The sequence below is a fragment of the Xenorhabdus sp. PB30.3 genome (assembly GCF_963895965.1).
In the GTDB taxonomy this organism is placed as follows: domain Bacteria; phylum Pseudomonadota; class Gammaproteobacteria; order Enterobacterales; family Enterobacteriaceae; genus Xenorhabdus; species Xenorhabdus stockiae.
The window spans coordinates 1-18,722 of sequence record NZ_CAWQMW010000002.1; the positions used below are offsets into that span (position 1 = coordinate 1).

19 protein-coding genes and 1 other RNA gene are annotated in these 18,722 nt (G+C 43.5%); 12 read left to right on the forward strand and 8 right to left on the reverse strand.

Annotation, left to right across the window (positions count from 1 at the left end; all coding sequences use genetic code 11):
- Positions 1–96 precede the first annotated feature (96 nt).
- Positions 97–252 (forward strand): hypothetical protein, encoded by a 156-nt coding sequence (locus AACX38_RS00520; protein ID WP_228863329.1) that lies wholly within the window; start codon positions 97–99, stop codon positions 250–252.
- Between the two features lie 45 nt (positions 253–297).
- Here the strand turns inward: AACX38_RS00520 and AACX38_RS00525 are convergent, their stop codons facing one another.
- The 3 genes from AACX38_RS00525 to smpB all read right to left on the reverse strand — a co-directional run bounded on the left by AACX38_RS00525 (position 298) and on the right by smpB (position 2,992).
- Positions 298–1,089: a phage tail protein gene (locus AACX38_RS00525; protein ID WP_228863330.1), complete on the reverse strand. Its 792-nt coding sequence runs from the start codon at positions 1,087–1,089 to the stop codon at positions 298–300.
- Between the two features lie 1,006 nt (positions 1,090–2,095).
- Positions 2,096–2,459: a transfer-messenger RNA gene (ssrA, locus tag AACX38_RS00530) on the reverse strand.
- 50 nt (positions 2,460–2,509) lie between these two features.
- Positions 2,510–2,992, reverse strand: a complete 483-nt coding sequence (gene smpB, locus AACX38_RS00535) for an SsrA-binding protein SmpB (RefSeq protein ID WP_099111869.1) — start codon at positions 2,990–2,992, stop codon at positions 2,510–2,512.
- A 157-nt stretch (positions 2,993–3,149) separates the two neighbouring features.
- Between smpB and AACX38_RS00540 the strand changes: the two genes are divergently transcribed.
- Together AACX38_RS00540 and AACX38_RS00545 are read left to right on the forward strand one after the other, a co-directional pair.
- The gene (locus tag AACX38_RS00540) at positions 3,150–3,584 is read left to right on the forward strand and encodes a type II toxin-antitoxin system RatA family toxin (protein WP_228863331.1); all 435 of its coding nucleotides are present in this window, start codon (positions 3,150–3,152) and stop codon (positions 3,582–3,584) included.
- Positions 3,577–3,870, forward strand: a complete 294-nt coding sequence (locus AACX38_RS00545; RefSeq protein WP_228863332.1) for an RnfH family protein — start codon at positions 3,577–3,579, stop codon at positions 3,868–3,870. The genes AACX38_RS00540 and AACX38_RS00545 overlap by 8 nt, the downstream gene beginning before the upstream one ends.
- 63 nt (positions 3,871–3,933) lie before the next feature.
- On the opposite strand, the gene bamE is transcribed toward AACX38_RS00545, so the two are convergent.
- The 3 genes from bamE to nadK all read right to left on the reverse strand — a co-directional run bounded on the left by bamE (position 3,934) and on the right by nadK (position 7,112).
- A complete protein-coding gene (bamE, locus tag AACX38_RS00550; RefSeq protein WP_099111872.1) occupies positions 3,934–4,278 on the reverse strand; it encodes an outer membrane protein assembly factor BamE in 345 nt (114 codons plus the stop codon).
- 143 nt (positions 4,279–4,421) lie between these two features.
- The gene (recN, locus tag AACX38_RS00555; RefSeq protein WP_228863333.1) at positions 4,422–6,095 is read right to left on the reverse strand and encodes a DNA repair protein RecN; all 1,674 of its coding nucleotides are present in this window, start codon (positions 6,093–6,095) and stop codon (positions 4,422–4,424) included.
- A 138-nt stretch (positions 6,096–6,233) separates the two neighbouring features.
- The gene (gene nadK, locus AACX38_RS00560) at positions 6,234–7,112 is read right to left on the reverse strand and encodes an NAD(+) kinase (RefSeq protein ID WP_228863334.1); all 879 of its coding nucleotides are present in this window, start codon (positions 7,110–7,112) and stop codon (positions 6,234–6,236) included.
- 124 nt (positions 7,113–7,236) lie between these two features.
- Here nadK and grpE point away from each other — a divergent pair, with 124 nt between their 5' ends.
- The gene (grpE, locus tag AACX38_RS00565) at positions 7,237–7,818 is read left to right on the forward strand and encodes a nucleotide exchange factor GrpE (protein WP_099121900.1); all 582 of its coding nucleotides are present in this window, start codon (positions 7,237–7,239) and stop codon (positions 7,816–7,818) included.
- A 188-nt stretch (positions 7,819–8,006) separates the two neighbouring features.
- Here the strand turns inward: grpE and ung are convergent, their stop codons facing one another.
- A complete protein-coding gene (ung, locus tag AACX38_RS00570; protein ID WP_228863335.1) occupies positions 8,007–8,687 on the reverse strand; it encodes a uracil-DNA glycosylase in 681 nt (226 codons plus the stop codon).
- Between the two features lie 350 nt (positions 8,688–9,037).
- Here ung and AACX38_RS00575 point away from each other — a divergent pair, with 350 nt between their 5' ends.
- Entirely contained in the window at positions 9,038–10,222 is a 1,185-nt protein-coding gene (locus AACX38_RS00575) for a phospholipase (RefSeq protein ID WP_228863336.1), read from the forward strand.
- Between the two features lie 84 nt (positions 10,223–10,306).
- Here the strand turns inward: AACX38_RS00575 and srmB are convergent, their stop codons facing one another.
- Positions 10,307–11,647, reverse strand: coding sequence for an ATP-dependent RNA helicase SrmB (gene srmB, locus AACX38_RS00580; RefSeq protein WP_099121897.1), 1,341 nt, complete (start codon positions 11,645–11,647; stop codon positions 10,307–10,309).
- A gap of 160 nt (positions 11,648–11,807) precedes the next feature.
- Between srmB and trmN the strand changes: the two genes are divergently transcribed.
- From trmN to lepB, 7 genes are all read left to right on the forward strand, one after another.
- Positions 11,808–12,548 carry a tRNA(1)(Val) (adenine(37)-N(6))-methyltransferase TrmN gene (gene trmN / locus AACX38_RS00585; RefSeq protein WP_228863337.1) on the forward strand — a complete coding sequence of 247 codons (741 nt, stop codon included), beginning with the start codon at positions 11,808–11,810 and terminating at the stop codon, positions 12,546–12,548.
- A 289-nt stretch (positions 12,549–12,837) separates the two neighbouring features.
- On the forward strand, positions 12,838–13,413 hold the full coding sequence (gene rpoE, locus AACX38_RS00590) for an RNA polymerase sigma factor RpoE (protein WP_099110645.1): 576 nt from the start codon (positions 12,838–12,840) through the stop codon (positions 13,411–13,413).
- Between the two features lie 70 nt (positions 13,414–13,483).
- On the forward strand, positions 13,484–14,137 hold the full coding sequence (gene rseA, locus AACX38_RS00595; protein ID WP_228863338.1) for an anti-sigma-E factor RseA: 654 nt from the start codon (positions 13,484–13,486) through the stop codon (positions 14,135–14,137).
- A gap of 5 nt (positions 14,138–14,142) precedes the next feature.
- Positions 14,143–15,102 carry a sigma-E factor regulatory protein RseB gene (rseB, locus tag AACX38_RS00600; protein WP_228863339.1) on the forward strand — a complete coding sequence of 320 codons (960 nt, stop codon included), beginning with the start codon at positions 14,143–14,145 and terminating at the stop codon, positions 15,100–15,102.
- A complete protein-coding gene (gene rseC / locus AACX38_RS00605) occupies positions 15,102–15,566 on the forward strand; it encodes a SoxR-reducing system protein RseC (RefSeq protein WP_099121893.1) in 465 nt (154 codons plus the stop codon). Before rseB ends, rseC begins: the two co-directional genes overlap by 1 nt.
- A gap of 358 nt (positions 15,567–15,924) precedes the next feature.
- The gene (gene lepA / locus AACX38_RS00610) at positions 15,925–17,718 is read left to right on the forward strand and encodes a translation elongation factor 4 (RefSeq protein WP_099121892.1); all 1,794 of its coding nucleotides are present in this window, start codon (positions 15,925–15,927) and stop codon (positions 17,716–17,718) included.
- 24 nt (positions 17,719–17,742) lie between these two features.
- A complete protein-coding gene (lepB, locus tag AACX38_RS00615; protein ID WP_228863340.1) occupies positions 17,743–18,717 on the forward strand; it encodes a signal peptidase I in 975 nt (324 codons plus the stop codon).
- Positions 18,718–18,722 lie beyond the last annotated feature (5 nt).

An 18,722-nucleotide genomic window follows, 5' to 3' on the forward strand; every position in this document is an offset into this window, starting at 1 on the left:
GTCTTTATATGCCAGTACTCGCTTTCGAAAATCCAGACTATAGCCCATCTCACTTTATCCTTTGTCATATGAATCCAGCTATTATGTCATATTAATATGATTCTGCTATATCAGGATGGTGAGCCGCGCGATATTCCCGAAGGTTGTCGTTTGGATGTCCGTGTCCAGATGCCGGCGAATTCGGTGTGGAATGTGAAGCAGAAGGCGGCAGAGGTTGCTAATGATAGTGATCAGGCTGAACAAGTGGAGTAAAGGTGTGATTAACCCGCAGAAAATTGCGGGTTAGGTTACTCAGAATTAAGCGGCTCTGACGATGTAATTGAAGGCTACGTTGCGGGGGCGCGCTGAAGTATAAGCCCACCAATCATACCGTTCTGCATCGCCTTTATTCCAATATATCCATGACTTGCCTTTAATATTACTCCATTGGGTAGCAGTCATTGGATCACCAAACGCATATTTTGGTTCGCCGATAGAACTTACGTCTCCTGTATCGTTATCATCGAAACCTGAGACAATAGTTCCTTCTTGGTGTGTGAGTATTTCTCTGTTTGGGTCTGCACCACGTCCATTATCCAATCCCCGAATAAATTCACCTCTCAAATCAGGTAATACCCCTGATGGGTAGGCAAGAGCAAGTTTCGGGTATTTTTCTCTATCAAATGCATCACCATTACACAAAAGCCAGCCTTCTGGTGCCGTTTCTGTCGGCCAAGGAACGGGAACACCGACAGGCAATACAGATCCTTCTGCCAATCCCAAATTCTTCACGAATTCCTCTTTGTTAGGTATATCAGCTCCGTTCTGGTCTTTTGCTAAACGAGTATCGATATTGTTGTTTGCTGTGCTCGCCAAATCATACGCTTCTTTCACTGCTTTTGGTGTTGCAGCCATCGTTTCACTATCACTGCCAGTATCATTACTCAGGACAACAAAACCTTTATCTTGCAGTGTGGCATCAGGATGATTCCGGCTTGCTGCATGTTCTGCAATGGCTTCTTTGATTGACTCTTTGACATATTCTGGTGTGGTAACAATAACCAGATTACTATCATCTGCGACAGATACATCAGGTTTTTTATCTTGCATATTCATTCCCTCATCTAATCAACAATACACATTGCTAAATAACATGAAGGCGGTGGGAGACTTCTCCGCCGGTGAACATCAATAAAAAGGTTCATCAATACAGAAAAGTACGGCTTGATCAATATTTGATAGGTAGCATGTTTTGTTGGCAGGATGACATAAAATGACAGGCGGGGAATTAATAGAATTTGTCAGATGTCTTATAAGACTTAGTAGTCTGAAAGCAAGATTTTGCGACTTTGTAACTTATTGATTTCCTTAATCTCTGTCACCATGCAGGAAATAAGCAAAATCAATCACTTATCTAAATAGGATAATTCTCCCCTTTTAACTCATTGATTTAATTGAATTCCGCTCCTGTGCCGGAAATAAGTAAAATCAACAAGTTACATAAAGGTGAGAAATCTCACTTTTAACTTTTCGGCATGAAATTTAGGAGGCTCCTCCTGTCATTCAGGAGGGTATACGAAGATTTTCGGACACCTGCGGCAACTCATTGATTTGTTCGTGGTCCTCACTTTGGCTCAATCCTTCCGTTTCAAATGGAGTGATTACTCAACCACAATCATTTCTCTTGTCACTCAGTGGAGTGAGTATGCAAAATATTTCTCGCGCTCAGTTAAATGCAATCAAAAAATTTGAATATTTCAATATGCGGCTTATGCGCACAGAAGTGAGCCAGTTCAGAAAGGAAATTTAGTGGTGAATTTTTTGAACAAAATAACGATGACCGCTCTTCAATATAAAATTTGGTGTGCATGATTAGAAGGCAAAATTAGGCTCTAAACAGGTAAAACGGTCTGTTTTTTTGTTACTCTTTCTTACAAATGGAAATGATCTTGTTACAAATAAAAACACCTCAGAGGGGAATCTGAGGCGTCTTAGATTTAACTTCACGTGCATTTCACGTGCACTTTGAAGTCCTTTTACTGTCATGACAGTGACCTACCAACTTTGCTAACTGCCTGTTTTTAAAGTTGTTGTCCTAACACTGTCCTACCAAATTTGGTGGAGCTGGCGGGAGTTGAACCCGCGTCCGAAATTCCTACGTCCTCGGTACTACATGCTTAGTCTAATCTTTACATTCGCTTGCCAGCTGCGGACAGACACGCCACTAACAAACTAGCCTGATTAGGTTTAACGCTTCAACCCCAGGCAAGGCATCCACGCGATCTCTTTTGGGTTTGACCTCTCTTGATCCCCGTCCTAAGAGCGGAGGCTAGGGAGAGAGGGCTCTGCGCAGGTTATTAAGCTGCCAGTGCGTAGTTTTCGTCGTTTGCGACTATTGTTTTGCGGCTTTTTACGAGGCCAACCGCCCCTCGGCATGCACCTTGGGTTTCGCGAATCCCGTCGAATCCAGAATCAGCCCCAAGTATGTTAAACGCAAGTATATCAGAATATTGAGCAATAATGCTAGTGGTTAACGCCCAGCATTCTTCATAATTCGCGCTTTGTCTAATTTCCACTCACGTTCTTTAATATCTGAACGTTTATCGTGCGCTTTTTTACCTTTGGCAACGCCGATTTTGATTTTACACCAAGCGTTTTTCCAATAAAGGGAAAGGGCGACGATAGTATAACCTTCACGATTGATGCGGCCGTATAGGGAATCAAGTTCGCGTTTGTTAAGTAACAGTTTACGTGACCGCGTAGGATCACAGACCACATGGGAAGAGGCGACATTTAATGGCGTAATTGTGGCACCAAAAAGATAAGCATCACCATTTTTAAGCAAAACGTAACTTTCACTGATGTTTGCCTTGCCAGCGCGCAGTGATTTGACTTCCCAACCTTGTAGCGATAAGCCAGCTTCGAATTCTTCTTCAATAAAGAATTCGTGGCGAGCTCGCTTATTCATGGCAATTGTTGCCGAACCGGGTTTGTGTGCTTTTTTCTTTGTCATAATGCGTTGTATTATACTGTAAGCGCTAATGAAAGAAATCTCTTCTGCATGATATTTAGCGATAACCGCACATTTATTGCGCTAAAGATCATCAGGTTTTTATTTAACCACATTAAAGTGATATTATTCGGCGCTGTTATGTTTTACAGGAAATGATATGCCACAGATTAATCGCTCTGCGTTAGTTCCATACAGCGTGGAACAAATGTATAAATTGATCAATGATGTGAAATCTTACCCGGATTTTTTGCCGGGATGTGTCGGCAGCCGCGTTATAAGTAGTAATGGTAATGAAATGACGGCTTCTGTTGATGTCTCCAAGGCTGGGATCAGTAAGACGTTTATAACGCGGAATACGTTATCTGACAACCAAAGCATCAGTATGCAGTTGGTTGATGGCCCCTTCCGCAAACTCATGGGTGGATGGCACTTCATTCCACTTAGCGAAGATGCCTGTAAGGTTGAATTACATCTCGATTTTGAATTCACTAATAAGTTGATTGAGCTCGCTTTTGGTAAAGTATTTAAGGAACTGGCCGGTAATATGGTTCATGCTTTTACCCAACGTGCACGAGAGGTTTATAGTGTCTGAAATCAATATTGAAGTCATTTATGCTTTACCAGAACGGCAATATCTGCGTAGTGTTAAATTGCCTCAGGGAGCCACTGTCGAACAGGCAATTATGGCATCGGGGATTTTAGAGTTACGTAGCGACATTGATTTGGCTAAGAATAAAATTGGCATTTATAGCCGTCCGGCTAAATTGGCAGATACTTTGGAAGAGGGGGATCGTGTTGAAATTTACCGTCCTCTTATTGCTGATCCGAAAGAAATGCGTCGTAAACGCGCAGAACGTGCAAAAAATAGTACTCAGTAGATATCTGCTTGATATTTACTCGCCAGAAATTAATTCACTGGCGAGTAAATAAAATCTCGAACCTTACCCATTTTTCGGCAAAGATTTCTCATTTTTGATATCAGTTAAAACGCCATTACTATCAAAAGTGAGTGTCAGTGTTTCTTGTTTTACTTTCTCGTGCCCGGGCTGCTGACGGAATATGTAATACCATGTCTGGCTACCAAACGGATCTGTCAGCATAGGTGTTCCCAAAGTGTAAGTAACCTGCTGTTGAGTCATCCCTTTATGGATTTTTGATACTGCATCCGGTGTCAGGTAATTCCCCTGATTAATATCAGGACGATAAATAACTCGCTCAAACATAGAGCAACCCGCAGTCAGCATAACTAGAGATATAGTTGCGGCAGTCAACAATTTACAGCGCATAGTAATCACATTCCTTTAGGAGTTAGGCTGTCGATGATAATAAACATTATAGAGTTTGAAAACCTCTATGCTATTTGCCTATAGCTTTAATTTTGAAATCGGTAAGATATATGACTTCAATTATACAAAAAAGTTGTAGTAAGTTATGCGGCTAAGAGTTCCTTCGCGTTAGCCAGCGTATTTTTTGTCACTTCATTGCCTGCAAGAAGTCGGGCAAGCTCCTGTAACCGAGCTTTTCTATCTAACAGCTGCATTTGGGTTTCTGTTTCTTCTCCATCAGTCTGTTTACTGACGTAAAAATGCTGATGACCACATCCTGCAACCTGCGGTAAATGCGTAACACACATAACCTGAGTTGATTCGCCCAATTCCCGGAGAAGCCGTCCTACGATCATTGCCGTCGGGCCACTGATACCAACATCAACTTCGTCAAAGATTAGTGCTGGTGTTTCCATTTTTTTGGCAGTAATCACCTGAATCGCAAGAGCAATGCGGGAAAGCTCACCACCTGAAGCCACTTTTGCCAGTGATTGGTGAGGTTGCCCGGGGTTAGTTGTGACATTAAATTCTACCTTACTGGCACCATCAAGATTTAAATGCTCAGGCTCGAAAATAACATCAATAGTGAACCGGCCGTGAGGCATAGAAAGTTGATGCATACTGTTGGTGATAAGCTGACTTAATTCGATGGCGTATTGCTGGCGAATCTGATGGAGCTTTTCAGCAACGCTGAGCGCTTGTTGATAGTGTACGCTGACGAGTTCACTGAGGTGGACACAATCATCTTCCTGCTGTGAAAGCTGGTGCTGTTCTTCCAAAAGTTGCTGATGTAAGGCTGGTAGCTCTTCGGGGGAAACGTAGTGTTTACGTGCGATACTGATTTGCTGTGAGATTTTTTGTTCCAGCTCAAACAAGCGGTTAGGGTCTAATTCCAGTTGATCGCTGTAATGACGTAGCTCATCACTCACTTCACTGATTTGAATAGAGGCTTCTTCCAGCATATTCAGTAATCCGCTGAGTTTATGATCCATACTGGCAAGTTCAGTCAGCTCGTTCCGTGCGTAACTCAGCAGGCTAACGATATTTTGCTCATCATTGTCACTTAAAATTTGCAGGATATCCTGACTACCAGATAAAAACTGACCGCAGTTTGCCAGACGTTTATATTCGCTGTCCTGCTCCTGATATTCACCGAACTGAGGTGCCAGCTCATTCAGTTCTTTCAGATGATATTCCAGTAGCTGTTGCCGTGAACGGCGCTCAAGAACCTGCTGCTGGAATTGGGCAAGATCCTGACAGCTTTGCCTCCATTGCTGATATGCCTGCTTCATTTCATTTTTTAGTGTGAATTCACCGGCGTAAGTATCCAGCAAATGTCTTTGATGGCGGTTTTCTAAAAGCAGCTGATGGGCATGTTGACCGTGGATCTGAATCAGATGTGAACCCAATTCACGCAGCTGAGAAAGAGGGACGGCGGTACCATTGATAAAACCACGGGAGCGCCCGTCTGCGGTAATAGTACGCCGTAGCAGGCACTCATTATCATCATCAAAACTGCCATCAAGCTGATGTGTTTCTAGCCATTTACGGGCAGAAGGTGTATCTGCCAGCGAAAACCGGGCACAGATGTCAGTACGGGGAGCACCAGCTCGAACCATATTCGCTTCTCCACGATTACCAAGACATAAACCCAGCGCATCAATTGCGATTGATTTACCCGCTCCGGTTTCTCCTGTGATGGTTGTCATTCCTGAGCGAAAATCGATTTCAAGTTCGCGAACAATGGCAAAATTACTGATGGTCAATTGAGCTAACATCGTGCTCCTCCTACCTTTCTCTATACTTAAAACTATGTTTCTGTATATAAGTCCATGTTCCTGTGCATAAAAACATGTCTGTTCTTTTGCACAGTATAAACTGGTTTTTTATACAGTAAAGTAGGGAAGCATCTTTTTTTAGAACATTTTTTTTGACCAGCCTAACTTGGTACTCAGTGTATTGAAATAATTGTAATCTTTCGGATGGATTAAATGCAGGTTATATTCACTACGCTTAATAATAACTTCTTCACCATCCTGAATCGGTAGTACAATCTGGCTGTCACAACTGACTTCGTAATCATTGCTGTTTTGGGAAAACTTTAGACGGATGCTACTTTCGCTGCTGACTACAAGAGGACGGGCAGAGAGTGTATGTGGAAACATCGGCACTAATACAATAGCATTCAGATTCGGTGTCAGTATTGGCCCGCCGGCTGACAGAGAATAGGCGGTAGAGCCGGTCGGCGTCGCTATAATGAGGCCATCTGAACGCTGCGAAAAGGCAAAACGTTCATCAATATAAACCTCAAAATCGATCATATGGGCGACTTTGCCCGGATGTAGGACAACTTCATTCAGTGCTGTACTACGCCGCGGTTTCTGGCCTTTTTTTGTGACCTGCGCTTCCAGTAGAAATCGCTTTTCATCCCGATATTCTCCATTGAGAACCTCAGAAAGTTGTTGCAGGGCGTTATCCGGATCTAAATCCGTCAGAAAGCCTAAATTACCGCGGTTAATGCCAATAACTTTAATATCATAACGGGACAGCACTCTGGCGGCTCCCAGCATGTTACCGTCACCGCCAACTACGATCACTAAATCGGCAGTTTTGCCGATTTCAGTTAACCCTCCGGTTTGTGCGTCTTTTAAATTAATATCTTTTGCAACTTGTCTGTCCACAATGACGTAATAACCTTTAGATACCAGCCAGTGATAAAGCATTTCATGAGTGGCTAGTGCTTCAGGGTGACGTGGACGCCCGACAATACCGATGCATTTGAATTCATTATTCATTGCTGTTATTTCCTGCAGCATATGGTTTTGCCCTCACAATATGATGTGTTCCCTTGAATCCCTCGTTTTGATCCCCATAATAAGCGAGAGTTGCGAATATAATACAAAATACGCGGAGATATTCATGAGTAGTAAAGACCAAAAAGTACCTGACGAGCAAGTCTCAGAAAATACAGAAAATGTATTTGAGCAACAAATGGATGCAGAAAAGGCAGACGCGCCAGAGACTGAAAGCATTGTTGACCCGCGTGTTGCCGAGTTGGAAGAAGAACTGAAACAGGCTCAGTCTCGTGAACGTGATGCAATTCTGCGTGCTCGTGCTGAAGTAGACAACATTCGTCGTCGCGCTGAGCAGGATGTGGAAAAAGCACATAAATTTGCACTGGAAAGATTTTCTAATGAGCTTCTGCCAGTAATTGATAATCTGGAACGTGCTCTGGAAGCAGCAGATCGGACCAATGAGACTTTGGTTCCAATGATTGAAGGTATTGAATTAACCCTGAAATCATTTATTGATGCAGTGGGTAAATTTGGTATTGAAGTTGTTGGTGATATCAATGTTCCTTTCAATCCAGAAGTGCATCAGGCGATGACTATGATGGAGTCTGATCAGCATGAACCAAATCATGTAATGTTGGTTATGCAGAAAGGCTATACTCTGAATGGACGTCTGCTGCGTCCTGCAATGGTTGCTGTTTCTAAATAAGAAATACAGTTTCCGTTATTTAATGCCGCCGTTTTAGGCGGCATTTTTGCAGGAATACCCTATGGATTTCGAGTTGCATCGCGGCGGCAAGGGAATGAATCCCCGGGAGCATAGACAGCTATGTGACCGGGGTGAATGAGTGCTGCCAACAAAGAGGCGACTTGAAAGACGACGGGTATATAAAATAACTATTCAGGAAGTACCGGGTTCCAGTCAATTGATGCCAATCCTTGGGATTCAAGTAGCTGGTTAGCCTGTGAGAAGTGCTTGCACCCCAGAAAACCGCGATGTGCTGATAAAGGAGAAGGATGTGGTGCTTTCAGGACATGATGGCGCTGGGTATCAATAATACGGCCTTTTTTCTGAGCATGAGCACCCCAGAGCAGGAAAATGACACCACTTCGGTGTTCATTGATCGCAGCAATGACCTTATCGGTGAAAGTCTCCCAGCCCAGATTTGCGTGAGAGTGAGCATTACCCCGTTCAACCGTTAACACTGTATTCAGTAATAAAACCCCTTGTTTTGCCCAGCTAAGCAGGCAGCCGTGATTGGGACGCTGAAATCCTGCAATATCAGATTCCAGTTCTTTGTACATATTAACGAGTGAAGGTGGAGCGGGAATGCCCGGCTGTACTGAAAAAGCCAAGCCATGAGCCTGATTCGGGCCGTGATAAGGGTCTTGTCCCAGGATCACGACTTTCACATCAGCCAGTTCGGTATAGCGGAATGCGTTGAAAACATCCTGTTGTGGCGGATAAATGGTTTTACCTGCTTTACGTTCGTTTGCGACATACGTCAATGTATCAGTAAAGTAAGACTGTGCTTTTTCATTGCCGATGACATCATGCCATGTAAGGGATGCGGACATAGCGGGTTCCGTTTTAAATAAAAGATTACTAGATAGGGTTAAGCTTACCGATTCCCTTAGCATAGGGAAAGCTTTCATCTAATAAGTTCCTATACCTCCCCCTCTTTTAAGTAAGTCTCCTCGTTGGTTGCATTGACTCACTTTAGAAACATCTAATTACTATAGTCGTCTATGATTCAGAAGGTGCTCCCTTGCTATTTTGATGCAAATTGAAATGCATGGATTATATAAAAGTTAATACGCTCATTTGTTAAATAAAAATTAAATTTGATATAAAAATGTTAATCATTCTGCCGATAGATGATTTAGGTCAGTCTGTTATGTCTAACTTAAATCGGTAGGAGTATTTTATGACTTTGGTGACAAATATCAGTTTATTGAGTAAGTTAGGTGCTATCCCTTTACAGGGGAATCAGGCAACTCTTCAGTCAACGTCTGCTGGCAGTACATTTCTGGATAAAAATAAACAACTTTCTCCCGCAATAACTTCCCGTTCAGAAAATACTAAACAAGCTGATTCGCTCTACCAATCATTGATAACGGCTTCTCAAAACAGAGTTATGGATACACCTGAATTAAAAGCTAATGATATTGCAGGAAAACATTCAAAATCTATTGATTATGCACTGGCTCAGGTCACCCGTGATGTTTATCGTCGAAATAGTTTTGGCATTGGTGACTATGTACGTGTGTCAGATGAAGAGCTAATTAAAGCGGGTATTGATCCTGATACTTTGGATGATAGTTCTACAGGGTTTCAGGCAGGGGTTTACCGAAATAAAGGGTTATATATTGTGTCATTTACCGGCTCAAACGAAATAAAGGATTTTATGGCGAGTATTCGTCAGGGGCTTGGATACAATGAAGCACAATATAATCAGGCGGTAGATCTGGCAAAATCAGCATTAAAAGCATTTGGTGAGAATGTTATTTTTACCGGGCACTCAATGGGAGGAGGGCTGGCATCAATGGCTGCTCTGACAACGGGAAAGCCTGCGGTTACTTTTAATTCTGCCGGTGTTTCAGACTGGACACTGAAACGGATGGGGTGGTCACCGGGGGCTGGTCGTGAAATAGCAGAGCAGGGATTAATCCGGAATTATATTGTTGAACATGACTGGTTGGATAATCTGCAAAAAGCATTACCAATTCCTCAGCCGATGGGCAGTCAGATTCTTCTTGAATATGAATACAAGCCGGAAAATTTCATCGATTCGATTGTCCGCTATAGCTATGCGTTACATTCATTCAAGGCTCATTTTTTGGAAGCTGTGCAGGAATTAATGGTTATTCATAAACCCTGGCAGGGGAAAGAAGATAGTAAAGAATATGGAAAAGAAAGTGTGATGATGGCTGCCGCGGGTAACGATATCAAAGGTAATATCATCGCTTCAAATAAAGCATCATCACTGCAAACATGGGCGGTAGATATGAGTGATGATGAACTGGGTGTTTTATTCAGCCAATCCTCTCAGCACACTAATTTACAGCCACAATTAAGTAAGGAAAGAGTGGAAAAATATTATTCAGCTTAATTGTTTGTCTTTTAATTAAGAATTAATGCGTTGAGAACAATATCGATAACAAGCGGGCAAATAGCCCGCTTATACCAAAATTGGTTAATTGTCAGTAGATTCTGGCAATTCTGGTCTGGAGTTTCCTGAAGGAGCGCGGCGTTTTCCGATGTTTTTGCTGTCACGATGACGCACTTTCACCCGGTTTTTCTTCACTTCTTCTGTTTTTTTCTTTTCTTTGCGCTTTGCCAGCACTTTCTTGGATGGCTTATAGCTTTTGTTCTCACTTGGTGCTTTGGTTTGTGGACGAAGTTCGTCAACAACCCGCACTTTCAGTGGTTCCTGAAGATAGCGACTGATTTTTCCAAGTAATGGATGGTCATGGGACTCAATCAGAGCAATTGCGGTTCCTTTACGGCCAGCACGGGCAGTTCGGCCAATCCGGTGCAGGTAAACATCTGCTGTACGTGGTAAATCAAAGTTAAAAACGTGGCTGATGTTTTCGATATCCAGCCCGCGGGAAGCAACATCGGTTGCAACCAGTACCTTAACCCGGCCATCATTCAGGCGCTTAACGGCATCTGTGCGTTTAGCCTGTACCATTTCACCTTCAAGAAAACTGGACTGAATACCTGCCTGATGCAACCATTCAACCAATTCGCGGACACGCTCCCGTTTACGTACAAAAACAATCGATTTTGTAACGTCTTCTTGTTTCAGCAAATGGCATAACAAGGCTGTTTTGTGTGCCAGATTATCAGCACGATAATAAAATTGCTGGATTTTCTTACGCTCACGACGGGAAGGTTCTGCATCGATCTCAACAGGATCTGTCAGCAGGCGCACCGCAAAATCACGGATGCTTTCGCCTTCAAGCGTTGCGGAAAATAGCATGGTTTGTTTACGCCAGCGGGTTTCTCCGGCAATCGTCTCAACGTCATTGGCAAAACCCATATCCAACATGCGATCGGCTTCATCAAGGATGAGGGTTTCTACTGCACGGCAGTCAAAGTTTTCTTCTTTGATATATTGCAGCAGACGCCCTGTAGTTGCGACGACAATGTCCTGATTCTCACTGAACACTTCTGCATGATTCATGTAGGCTACACCACCAGTAATCGTGGCAATATCCAGATGAGTATGTGCAGCCATCTCTCTGGCCTGCTCTGCAACCTGCATCGCCAGTTCACGGGTTGGTGTCAAAATCAAAATACGTGGTGGCCCTGATTTCTTACGTGGGAAATCCAGCAAATGCTGTATAGCCGGTAGCAGGTAGGCAGCTGTTTTGCCTGTCCCCGTTGGTGCGGAACCTAATACATCCCGCCCGTCCATGGCCGCAGGAATGGCTGCCGCCTGAATTGCGGTCGGGCGTTCATAGCCTTTATCATTTAACGCATCAAGCAGGCATTCATCAAGTTCGAAGTCGGAAAAGTTTGTCGCAGTCATCATATACCTCTGTTTGGGTCGATGATTATAAACAGGTTAGGCTCATTCTTCACCCTATAACATGCACCAGTGTTAAAAGTATCAGGCGTGTGTGTGGCTTTTATCCTCGGGTCATAAGATTTATGCTATGAAGAACTTTGGTTTTCAACAGATATAATTCATGACGTTAATACACAAACCCGCTTTGCGTCGCGGTGGTTTCACATTCAAACAATTTTTTGTCGGGCATGATAAATGTGCCATGAAAGTCGGGACTGATGGCGTGCTATTGGGGACATGGGCACCAGTAGATAATAGAAAAAACTGTCTGGATATCGGGTGTGGTAGTGGACTGATTGCACTGATGATAGCCCAGAGATCCGGAAACGATACAGTTATTGATGCCGTAGAGCTGGACGAAGATGCAGCAATGCAGGCTATTGAAAATATCGATCAATCCCCGTGGCCTGAACGCATCAGGGTATACCGGCAGGATATTCATGATTTTGCTGTGAGAAGCGAAAGCCGGTATGACTTGATTGTGAGTAATCCACCTTATTTCGAACCTGCCATTGCCTGTCGTAATGAGGCGCGCAATCAGGCGCGTTATACCGAAGCACTGACTCATCAGGGGTTATTGGACTGTGTTGAACAATTGATTACCCCGAACGGGTTATTTTGTGTGGTGCTTCCTTATGGGATTGGAAAGATCTTCGAAAAAATGGCGATAGAATGTGGTTGGTTTCCCCATTATCGGCTCAATATTCGTGATAGGCTGGATAAGCCGTTACATCGTTTATTGTTGGGATTATCCCGGCAGAGGCAGGAAATACAGGTTAGTGAACTGATGATCCGTGCTGCTGATGGCACATATTCAAACGAGTTTCAGCAGTTAGTGAAAGATTTTTATCTTTATTATTGATAGGGTTATCGTTCATGAAAACCTTAAATTTTTTATGGAAGATTGGGATAAATCTTTCTGTTTTCCATAATCTAAAATCGAGTGAGCCACTGAATAGAGGCTATGATTTGTACTATAAATAAAAAGTGCAATGCAGAATAATCGGTGGTTGTAACACAAAATTACAATCAAAGTTGAACTTCACATGTAATGAACACTCAAAGGTGATGCTTGTTCGAGTAGCAAAGTGTCATGACTGGTGTAATGTCAGTGTAAATGTGGAGTTTTACCTCAGGAGAGTGAGCCTCGGATGAGCGAGCAGTTAACGGATCAAATGCTGGTCGAGCGAGTACAAAAAGGCGACCAAAAAGCGTTTAATTTGCTGGTAATCAGATACCAGCACAAAGTGGCAAGCTTAATTGCCCGTTACGTACCTCAAGGCGATGTTCCTGATGTTGCACAAGAGGTATTTATTAAAACTTATCGGGCACTGTCTTCTTTTCGGGGTGATAGTGCTTTTTATACGTGGTTGTACCGTATTGCCGTTAATACTGCGAAAAATTATTTGGTAGCTCAGGGGCGTCGTCCACCATCCAATGATCTGGATGCTAATGATGCAGAAAATTACGATACGTCAAGTTCATTAAAAGAAATTTCGAACCCTGAGAACTTAATGTTGTCAGAAGAATTAAAGAAAGTGGTATTTCGTACCATTGAATCACTGCCAGAAGATTTGCGGATAGCAATTACGCTTCGGGAACTTGATGGCCTGAGCTATGAGGAAATAGCCGTCATTATGGATTGTCCTGTGGGTACTGTTCGCTCGCGAATCTTTCGTGCAAGGGAAGCCATCGACAATAAAGTTCAACCCCTGATCCAGCAGTAAGCAGTAGTGGAAGCACCAGCAGCAGTGGAAACAGTAGTAGTGGAACAAAATAATATTGAAGGGTACTGGCATGCAAAGAGAGAAACTTTCCGCGTTAATGGATGGAGAAGCTCTTGATAGTGAAATCGTTCGTTTGATCTCTGAAGATGCTGAAATGCAGAAACAGTGGGAAAGATATCACCTCATCCGGGATACATTACGTGGTGATGTGGGTGAAGTGTTACATTTGGATATCGCTAGTCAAGTGGCTCAGGCGCTTGAAAAAGAACCTGTCCATATTAATCCAGCAGCTATTCCGGAATCTCAGCCAAAACCTGATACGTGGCAGAAATTGCCGTTCTGGCATAAACTCCGCCCGTTAGTGACTCGGCCCTGGGCTAGTCAGATAACTCAGGTTGGTGTTGCGGCTTGTGTGTCAATGGCAGTTATCATCGGTGTTCAGCAATATAATGGGTCTGACACTGATGCTCAGCTTGATAACCCGGTCTTCAATACATTACCGGTGATGGGTTCTGCTTCACCTGTTGGGTTATCGGTTCCCGCTGAACATGATGCTTTTGGTGGCGACTTGAGTATGCAGGTGCGGGAAAGTAATAAGCGTATTGATGCAATGTTGCAGCAGTACGAACTTTTTCGGCGTATTAATGCAGAAAATGAACAACGGTTGCCAGAGGATAACGCAATACATTCGGGAGAACAAAGACCTGTAATCTCAAATAAGTAATAAAAATGAAATATACTGTTTTTTTCATTTTATTATTCGGGAGCTTCCTGAATTTATCAAAAGCCTCGGTTCAGCAAAAAAATAGCACCGAGGCTTTGTTACAGGGTATGGGGCACTCCGTACAGACCTTGCCTTATGAACTTGCTTTTATTAACCTGAGCCAACAATTTATTATTCCTCTGCGTTATCGTCACGTTATCATTGATAATCAGCCCATCGCACAACTTATTCAAATGGATAACACGCGCCGTGAGATTATTCAGCGTGGTGATCAGATAAGCTATTACGAATCAGGCTTGGATTCATTCAGCCTGCGTGGTGATCATATTGTAGATTACCTGCCTCCGATCATCTTTGCTGATTTTTCTCAGATACAGAAATTCTATAATTTCATTGATGCAGGCTCGACTCACGTTGGCGATCGTCCTGTCTATTTTGTGCGTATAACATCCAAAGATAACGATCGTTATAATTATAATTTATTGATAGACAAAAAAAGTTATCTGCCTTTGCTGATTGAGTTATTTGATCAGGAAAAAATGGCGGTTGTTGAACAGTTCCGTGTCATATCCTCAAGGGTGAATGACGACATAAAGCAGGAATTGAGCGCCATTGTGGATTTGAAATTACCACCGATGTTAGTTATTCCAAAAGCTGAAAAAGTGGCATTTAACTGGAAGGTTAGTAAGTTGCCTGAAGGCTTTCGGGAAGTTTCCCGTAATCGGAGTCGGTTATCAAAGACAGAATTATTGGAATCCATTATGTACAGTGATGGGGTATTCAGTTTTTCTGTAAATGTGGTAAATACTGACGCAAAAGCCGCTGATGAGCCACTGTATCGACAGGGGCGACGAACAATTTATACTGTGTCGAATGGCAGGCACAGCATTTCTGTTATTGGCGAATTACCCTTCGCCACAATTAAACAGATTGCCGGAAGTGTCATATTTACGGGGGATAATTGATGGTTAAAGAATGGGCAACGGTTGTCCGTTGGCAGCAGGGCCGGGCAGTATTGCGTTATGGCTCCTCTTCGGGGTGTGGCAGCTGTCAGGCAAAAACAGCCTGTGGGTCGTATTTGCTGGAAAAACTGGGGCCGGAAAATATCCACCAACTGGAGTTGGAGATTGCTCAGCCACTTCAACCGGGGCAAAAAGTCGAAGTTGGTATTCCGGAAAGTAGTTTATTACGTTCCGCTATGCTAGTTTATTTAACTCCACTATTAGGTCTGTTTTTAGGCGGGTTGCTCAGTCAATACTGGACTGCTGAGCAGTTATGGGTATGTATAGGTGGTATTGCTGGTGGTCTGGCCGGTTTTGCTTTTGCCCGTAAAATTGCTGCATATTGGGATAATCAGCAGGCATACCAACCCGTTGTGTTACAAATTGGTTTACCTCCCGATACGATTAAGGTTCTACATCAGGAATAATCTGTTTTACCATAATCGCTTTCACGATTTATTACGAATATTTTCACTTTCTGGTCATACTGTATGGGTTATACCCAACAGATTTCAAGTTGCATCGCGGCAGCAAGAGAATGAGTCCCCGGGAGCATAGATAACTATGTGGCCGGGGCGAATGAGCGTAGCCAACAAAGAGGCTGCTTGAAAGATGAAGGGTATAGGTTGAAAACCGTAGGCATGACTAGGTTTTCACTGTGTTGACATGTAGAATACGGCTTTTCAGGCCAGTGGCCAAACCCGTATTTAATAAACGTCGCTTTATGTCCATCAGTGTGTCCATAGGCGAATGATTCAGAAATATTAAGGCAAAAAAGATTTAATAATGAAGCAAATAAGAAATTTCTCCATTATCGCCCACATTGACCATGGTAAGTCCACGCTATCTGACCGGATTATTCAAATCTGTGGTGGGTTGTCAGACCGCGAAATGGCAGCGCAAGTACTGGATTCAATGGATCTTGAACGTGAGCGTGGTATCACTATTAAGGCGCAGAGTGTGACCCTTGATTATAAGGCACATGACGGAAACGTTTATCAATTAAACTTTATCGACACGCCGGGGCATGTTGACTTCTCTTATGAAGTCTCCCGCTCTTTGGCTGCCTGTGAAGGTGCTCTGCTGGTTGTTGATGCAGGGCAGGGCGTTGAAGCTCAGACGCTGGCTAACTGCTATACCGCGCTTGACATGGATCTGGAAGTTGTTCCGGTTCTGAACAAAATTGACCTGCCAGCCGCAGAACCAGAGCGCGTAGCAGAAGAAATTGAAGATATCGTCGGTATTGATGCAACAGATGCTGTTCGTTGTTCTGCAAAAACCGGTGTGGGTGTACAGGATGTCATTGAGCGTCTGGTTAAGGAAATTCCAGCACCGGAAGGTGATCCTGAAGCACCATTACAGGCATTGATTATCGACTCATGGTTCGATAATTATCTGGGTGTTGTCTCACTTGTACGTGTTAAGAATGGTACGCTGCGTAAAGGCGACAAAATCAAGGTGATGAGCACAGGTCAGGTATATAACGCTGATCGTTTAGGTATTTTCACACCAAAGCGTATTGACCGTGACGTATTAAATTGCGGCGAAGTGGGCTGGTTGGTCTGTGCGATCAAAGATATCCTTGGTGCACCTGTCGGCGATACGTTAACCACAGCGCGTCATCCGGCAGAAAAAGCTTTACCGGGTTTCAAAAAGGTTAAACCTCAGGTTTATGCGGGATTGTTCCCTATCAGCTCTGACGACTATGAAGCATTCCGTGATGCTTTGGGCAAACTGAGCCTGAACGATGCCTCTTTGTTCTATGAACCAGAAAGCTCTACTGCTTTGGGCTTTGGATTCCGTTGTGGTTTCCTCGGCTTGCTGCACATGGAGATCATTCAGGAGCGTCTGGAACGTGAATATAACCTGGATTTGATCACCACTGCTCCAACGGTTGTTTATGAAGTTGAGACAACCAGTGATGAAGTCATCTATGTAGATAGCCCATCCAAATTACCGCCATTAAACAATATTAAAGAACTGCGTGAGCCTATTGCAGAATGTCACATGCTGTTGCCACAGGAATATCTCGGTAATGTGATTACACTCTGTATAGAAAAGCGTGGTGTTCAGACCAATATGGTTTATCACGGTAATCAGGTTGCGCTGACATATGAAATCCCAATGGCTGAAGTGGTGCTGGATTTCTTTGACCGTCTGAAATCTACCTCACGTGGTTATGCGTCACTGGACTATAATTTTGTTCGTTTCCAACATTCTGACATGGTACGTGTGGATGTGTTGATTAACGGTGAGCGTGTCGATGCTCTGGCGTTGATCACTCACCGTGATAACTCGCAATACCGTGGTCGAGAGCTGGTGGAAAAAATGAAGGAATTAATCCCTCGCCAGCAATTTGATATTGCCATTCAGGCAGCCATTGGTACCCACATTATCGCTCGTTCTACTGTTAAGCAGTTACGTAAAAACGTACTGGCGAAATGTTATGGCGGTGATGTCAGCCGTAAGAAAAAGCTGTTGCAGAAACAGAAAGAAGGTAAAAAACGCATGAAGCAGGTTGGTAACGTTGAACTGCCTCAGGAAGCCTTCTTAGCAATTCTGCATGTCGGAAAAGATTAATTAACAAGGTCGTAAGGAGTCTAAATGGCTAACACTTTTGCCTTGATCTTAACGTTTGCAACGTTAATCACCGGAATTATCTGGTGTATAGATCGCTTTAAACTCGCCCCTGAGCGTAAGAGAAAACTGGCTCAGGCTCAGAAACAGGCAGCGGGCAACGAATCTCAGGAAGCTGCAATTAAAGAAATAAACAAGCCTACATGGGCTGAGACATTTGCATCTGTTTTTCCGGTGTTAGCCATTGTCTGGATCCTGCGTTCATTTGTGTATGAACCTTTCCAGATCCCTTCCGGTTCAATGATGCCCACCCTGTTGATCGGGGATTTCATTTTAGTAGAAAAATTTGCCTATGGTTTGAAAGATCCGATCACACAAACCACCCTGATTAAAACCGGTGAGCCTAAACGCGGTGATATTGCTGTTTTCAAATATCCCGTCAACCCAAGTATAGATTTTGTAAAACGGGTGATTGGCTTGCCCGGGGATAAGATTGTTTACAACTATTGGGATAAAGAGCTTCAGATTTATCCTGGCTGTGGTTACGCTCAGCACTGTAAAGGCATTCTCCCTATTACTTATGGGGATGTGTATCTCAGTGACTGGACTATCTCAGAAAAGATAAAGAAAGACGGTACGATTGCTAATGAAGTGCATCAAATTCCTGTTGGGCAAACATTAGGCCCTCGTACATTGCGTCAAGGGGAGCGGGTTGAAACGTTGGGTGATGTTTCGCACCATATTTTAACGCTGCCTCCACAACGTGAGCCGGAATTTGTTCAGGAAGGCCAACCAGTAGGCTCTTGGGTTGTACCTAAAGGAGAGTATTTCATGATGGGCGATAATCGTGATAATAGCTCTGATAGCCGTTTCTGGGGATTTGTTCCGGAGAAGAATCTGGTCGGACGTGCAACCGCTATTTGGGTCAGCTTCAATAAACAAGAAGGTGAGTGGCCTGACTGGCCATGGGTACGTTTCAGCCGAATAGGTGGAATTCACTAATATTT

What these genes read in the sequence shown, in the direction of transcription:
- recN (WP_228863333.1), bottom strand. Translation starts at nt 6,095, where the DNA reads ATGTTAGCTCAATTGACCATCAGTAATTTTGCCATTGTTCGCGAACTT.
- grpE (WP_099121900.1), top strand. Translation starts at nt 7,237, where the DNA reads ATGAGTAGTAAAGACCAAAAAGTACCTGACGAGCAAGTCTCAGAAAAT.
- lepA (WP_099121892.1), top strand. Translation starts at nt 15,925, where the DNA reads ATGAAGCAAATAAGAAATTTCTCCATTATCGCCCACATTGACCATGGT.
- bamE (WP_099111872.1), bottom strand. Translation starts at nt 4,278, where the DNA reads ATGCGCTGTAAATTGTTGACTGCCGCAACTATATCTCTAGTTATGCTG.
- rseC (WP_099121893.1), top strand. Translation starts at nt 15,102, where the DNA reads ATGGTTAAAGAATGGGCAACGGTTGTCCGTTGGCAGCAGGGCCGGGCA.
- rseA (WP_228863338.1), top strand. Translation starts at nt 13,484, where the DNA reads ATGCAAAGAGAGAAACTTTCCGCGTTAATGGATGGAGAAGCTCTTGAT.
- AACX38_RS00525 (WP_228863330.1), bottom strand. Translation starts at nt 1,089, where the DNA reads ATGCAAGATAAAAAACCTGATGTATCTGTCGCAGATGATAGTAATCTG.
- lepB (WP_228863340.1), top strand. Translation starts at nt 17,743, where the DNA reads ATGGCTAACACTTTTGCCTTGATCTTAACGTTTGCAACGTTAATCACC.
- trmN (WP_228863337.1), top strand. Translation starts at nt 11,808, where the DNA reads ATGACGTTAATACACAAACCCGCTTTGCGTCGCGGTGGTTTCACATTC.
- AACX38_RS00520 (WP_228863329.1), top strand. Translation starts at nt 97, where the DNA reads ATGATTCTGCTATATCAGGATGGTGAGCCGCGCGATATTCCCGAAGGT.
- AACX38_RS00540 (WP_228863331.1), top strand. Translation starts at nt 3,150, where the DNA reads ATGCCACAGATTAATCGCTCTGCGTTAGTTCCATACAGCGTGGAACAA.
- rseB (WP_228863339.1), top strand. Translation starts at nt 14,143, where the DNA reads ATGAAATATACTGTTTTTTTCATTTTATTATTCGGGAGCTTCCTGAAT.
- ung (WP_228863335.1), bottom strand. Translation starts at nt 8,687, where the DNA reads ATGTCCGCATCCCTTACATGGCATGATGTCATCGGCAATGAAAAAGCA.
- nadK (WP_228863334.1), bottom strand. Translation starts at nt 7,112, where the DNA reads ATGAATAATGAATTCAAATGCATCGGTATTGTCGGGCGTCCACGTCAC.
- rpoE (WP_099110645.1), top strand. Translation starts at nt 12,838, where the DNA reads ATGAGCGAGCAGTTAACGGATCAAATGCTGGTCGAGCGAGTACAAAAA.
- AACX38_RS00575 (WP_228863336.1), top strand. Translation starts at nt 9,038, where the DNA reads ATGACTTTGGTGACAAATATCAGTTTATTGAGTAAGTTAGGTGCTATC.
- srmB (WP_099121897.1), bottom strand. Translation starts at nt 11,647, where the DNA reads ATGACTGCGACAAACTTTTCCGACTTCGAACTTGATGAATGCCTGCTT.
- smpB (WP_099111869.1), bottom strand. Translation starts at nt 2,992, where the DNA reads ATGACAAAGAAAAAAGCACACAAACCCGGTTCGGCAACAATTGCCATG.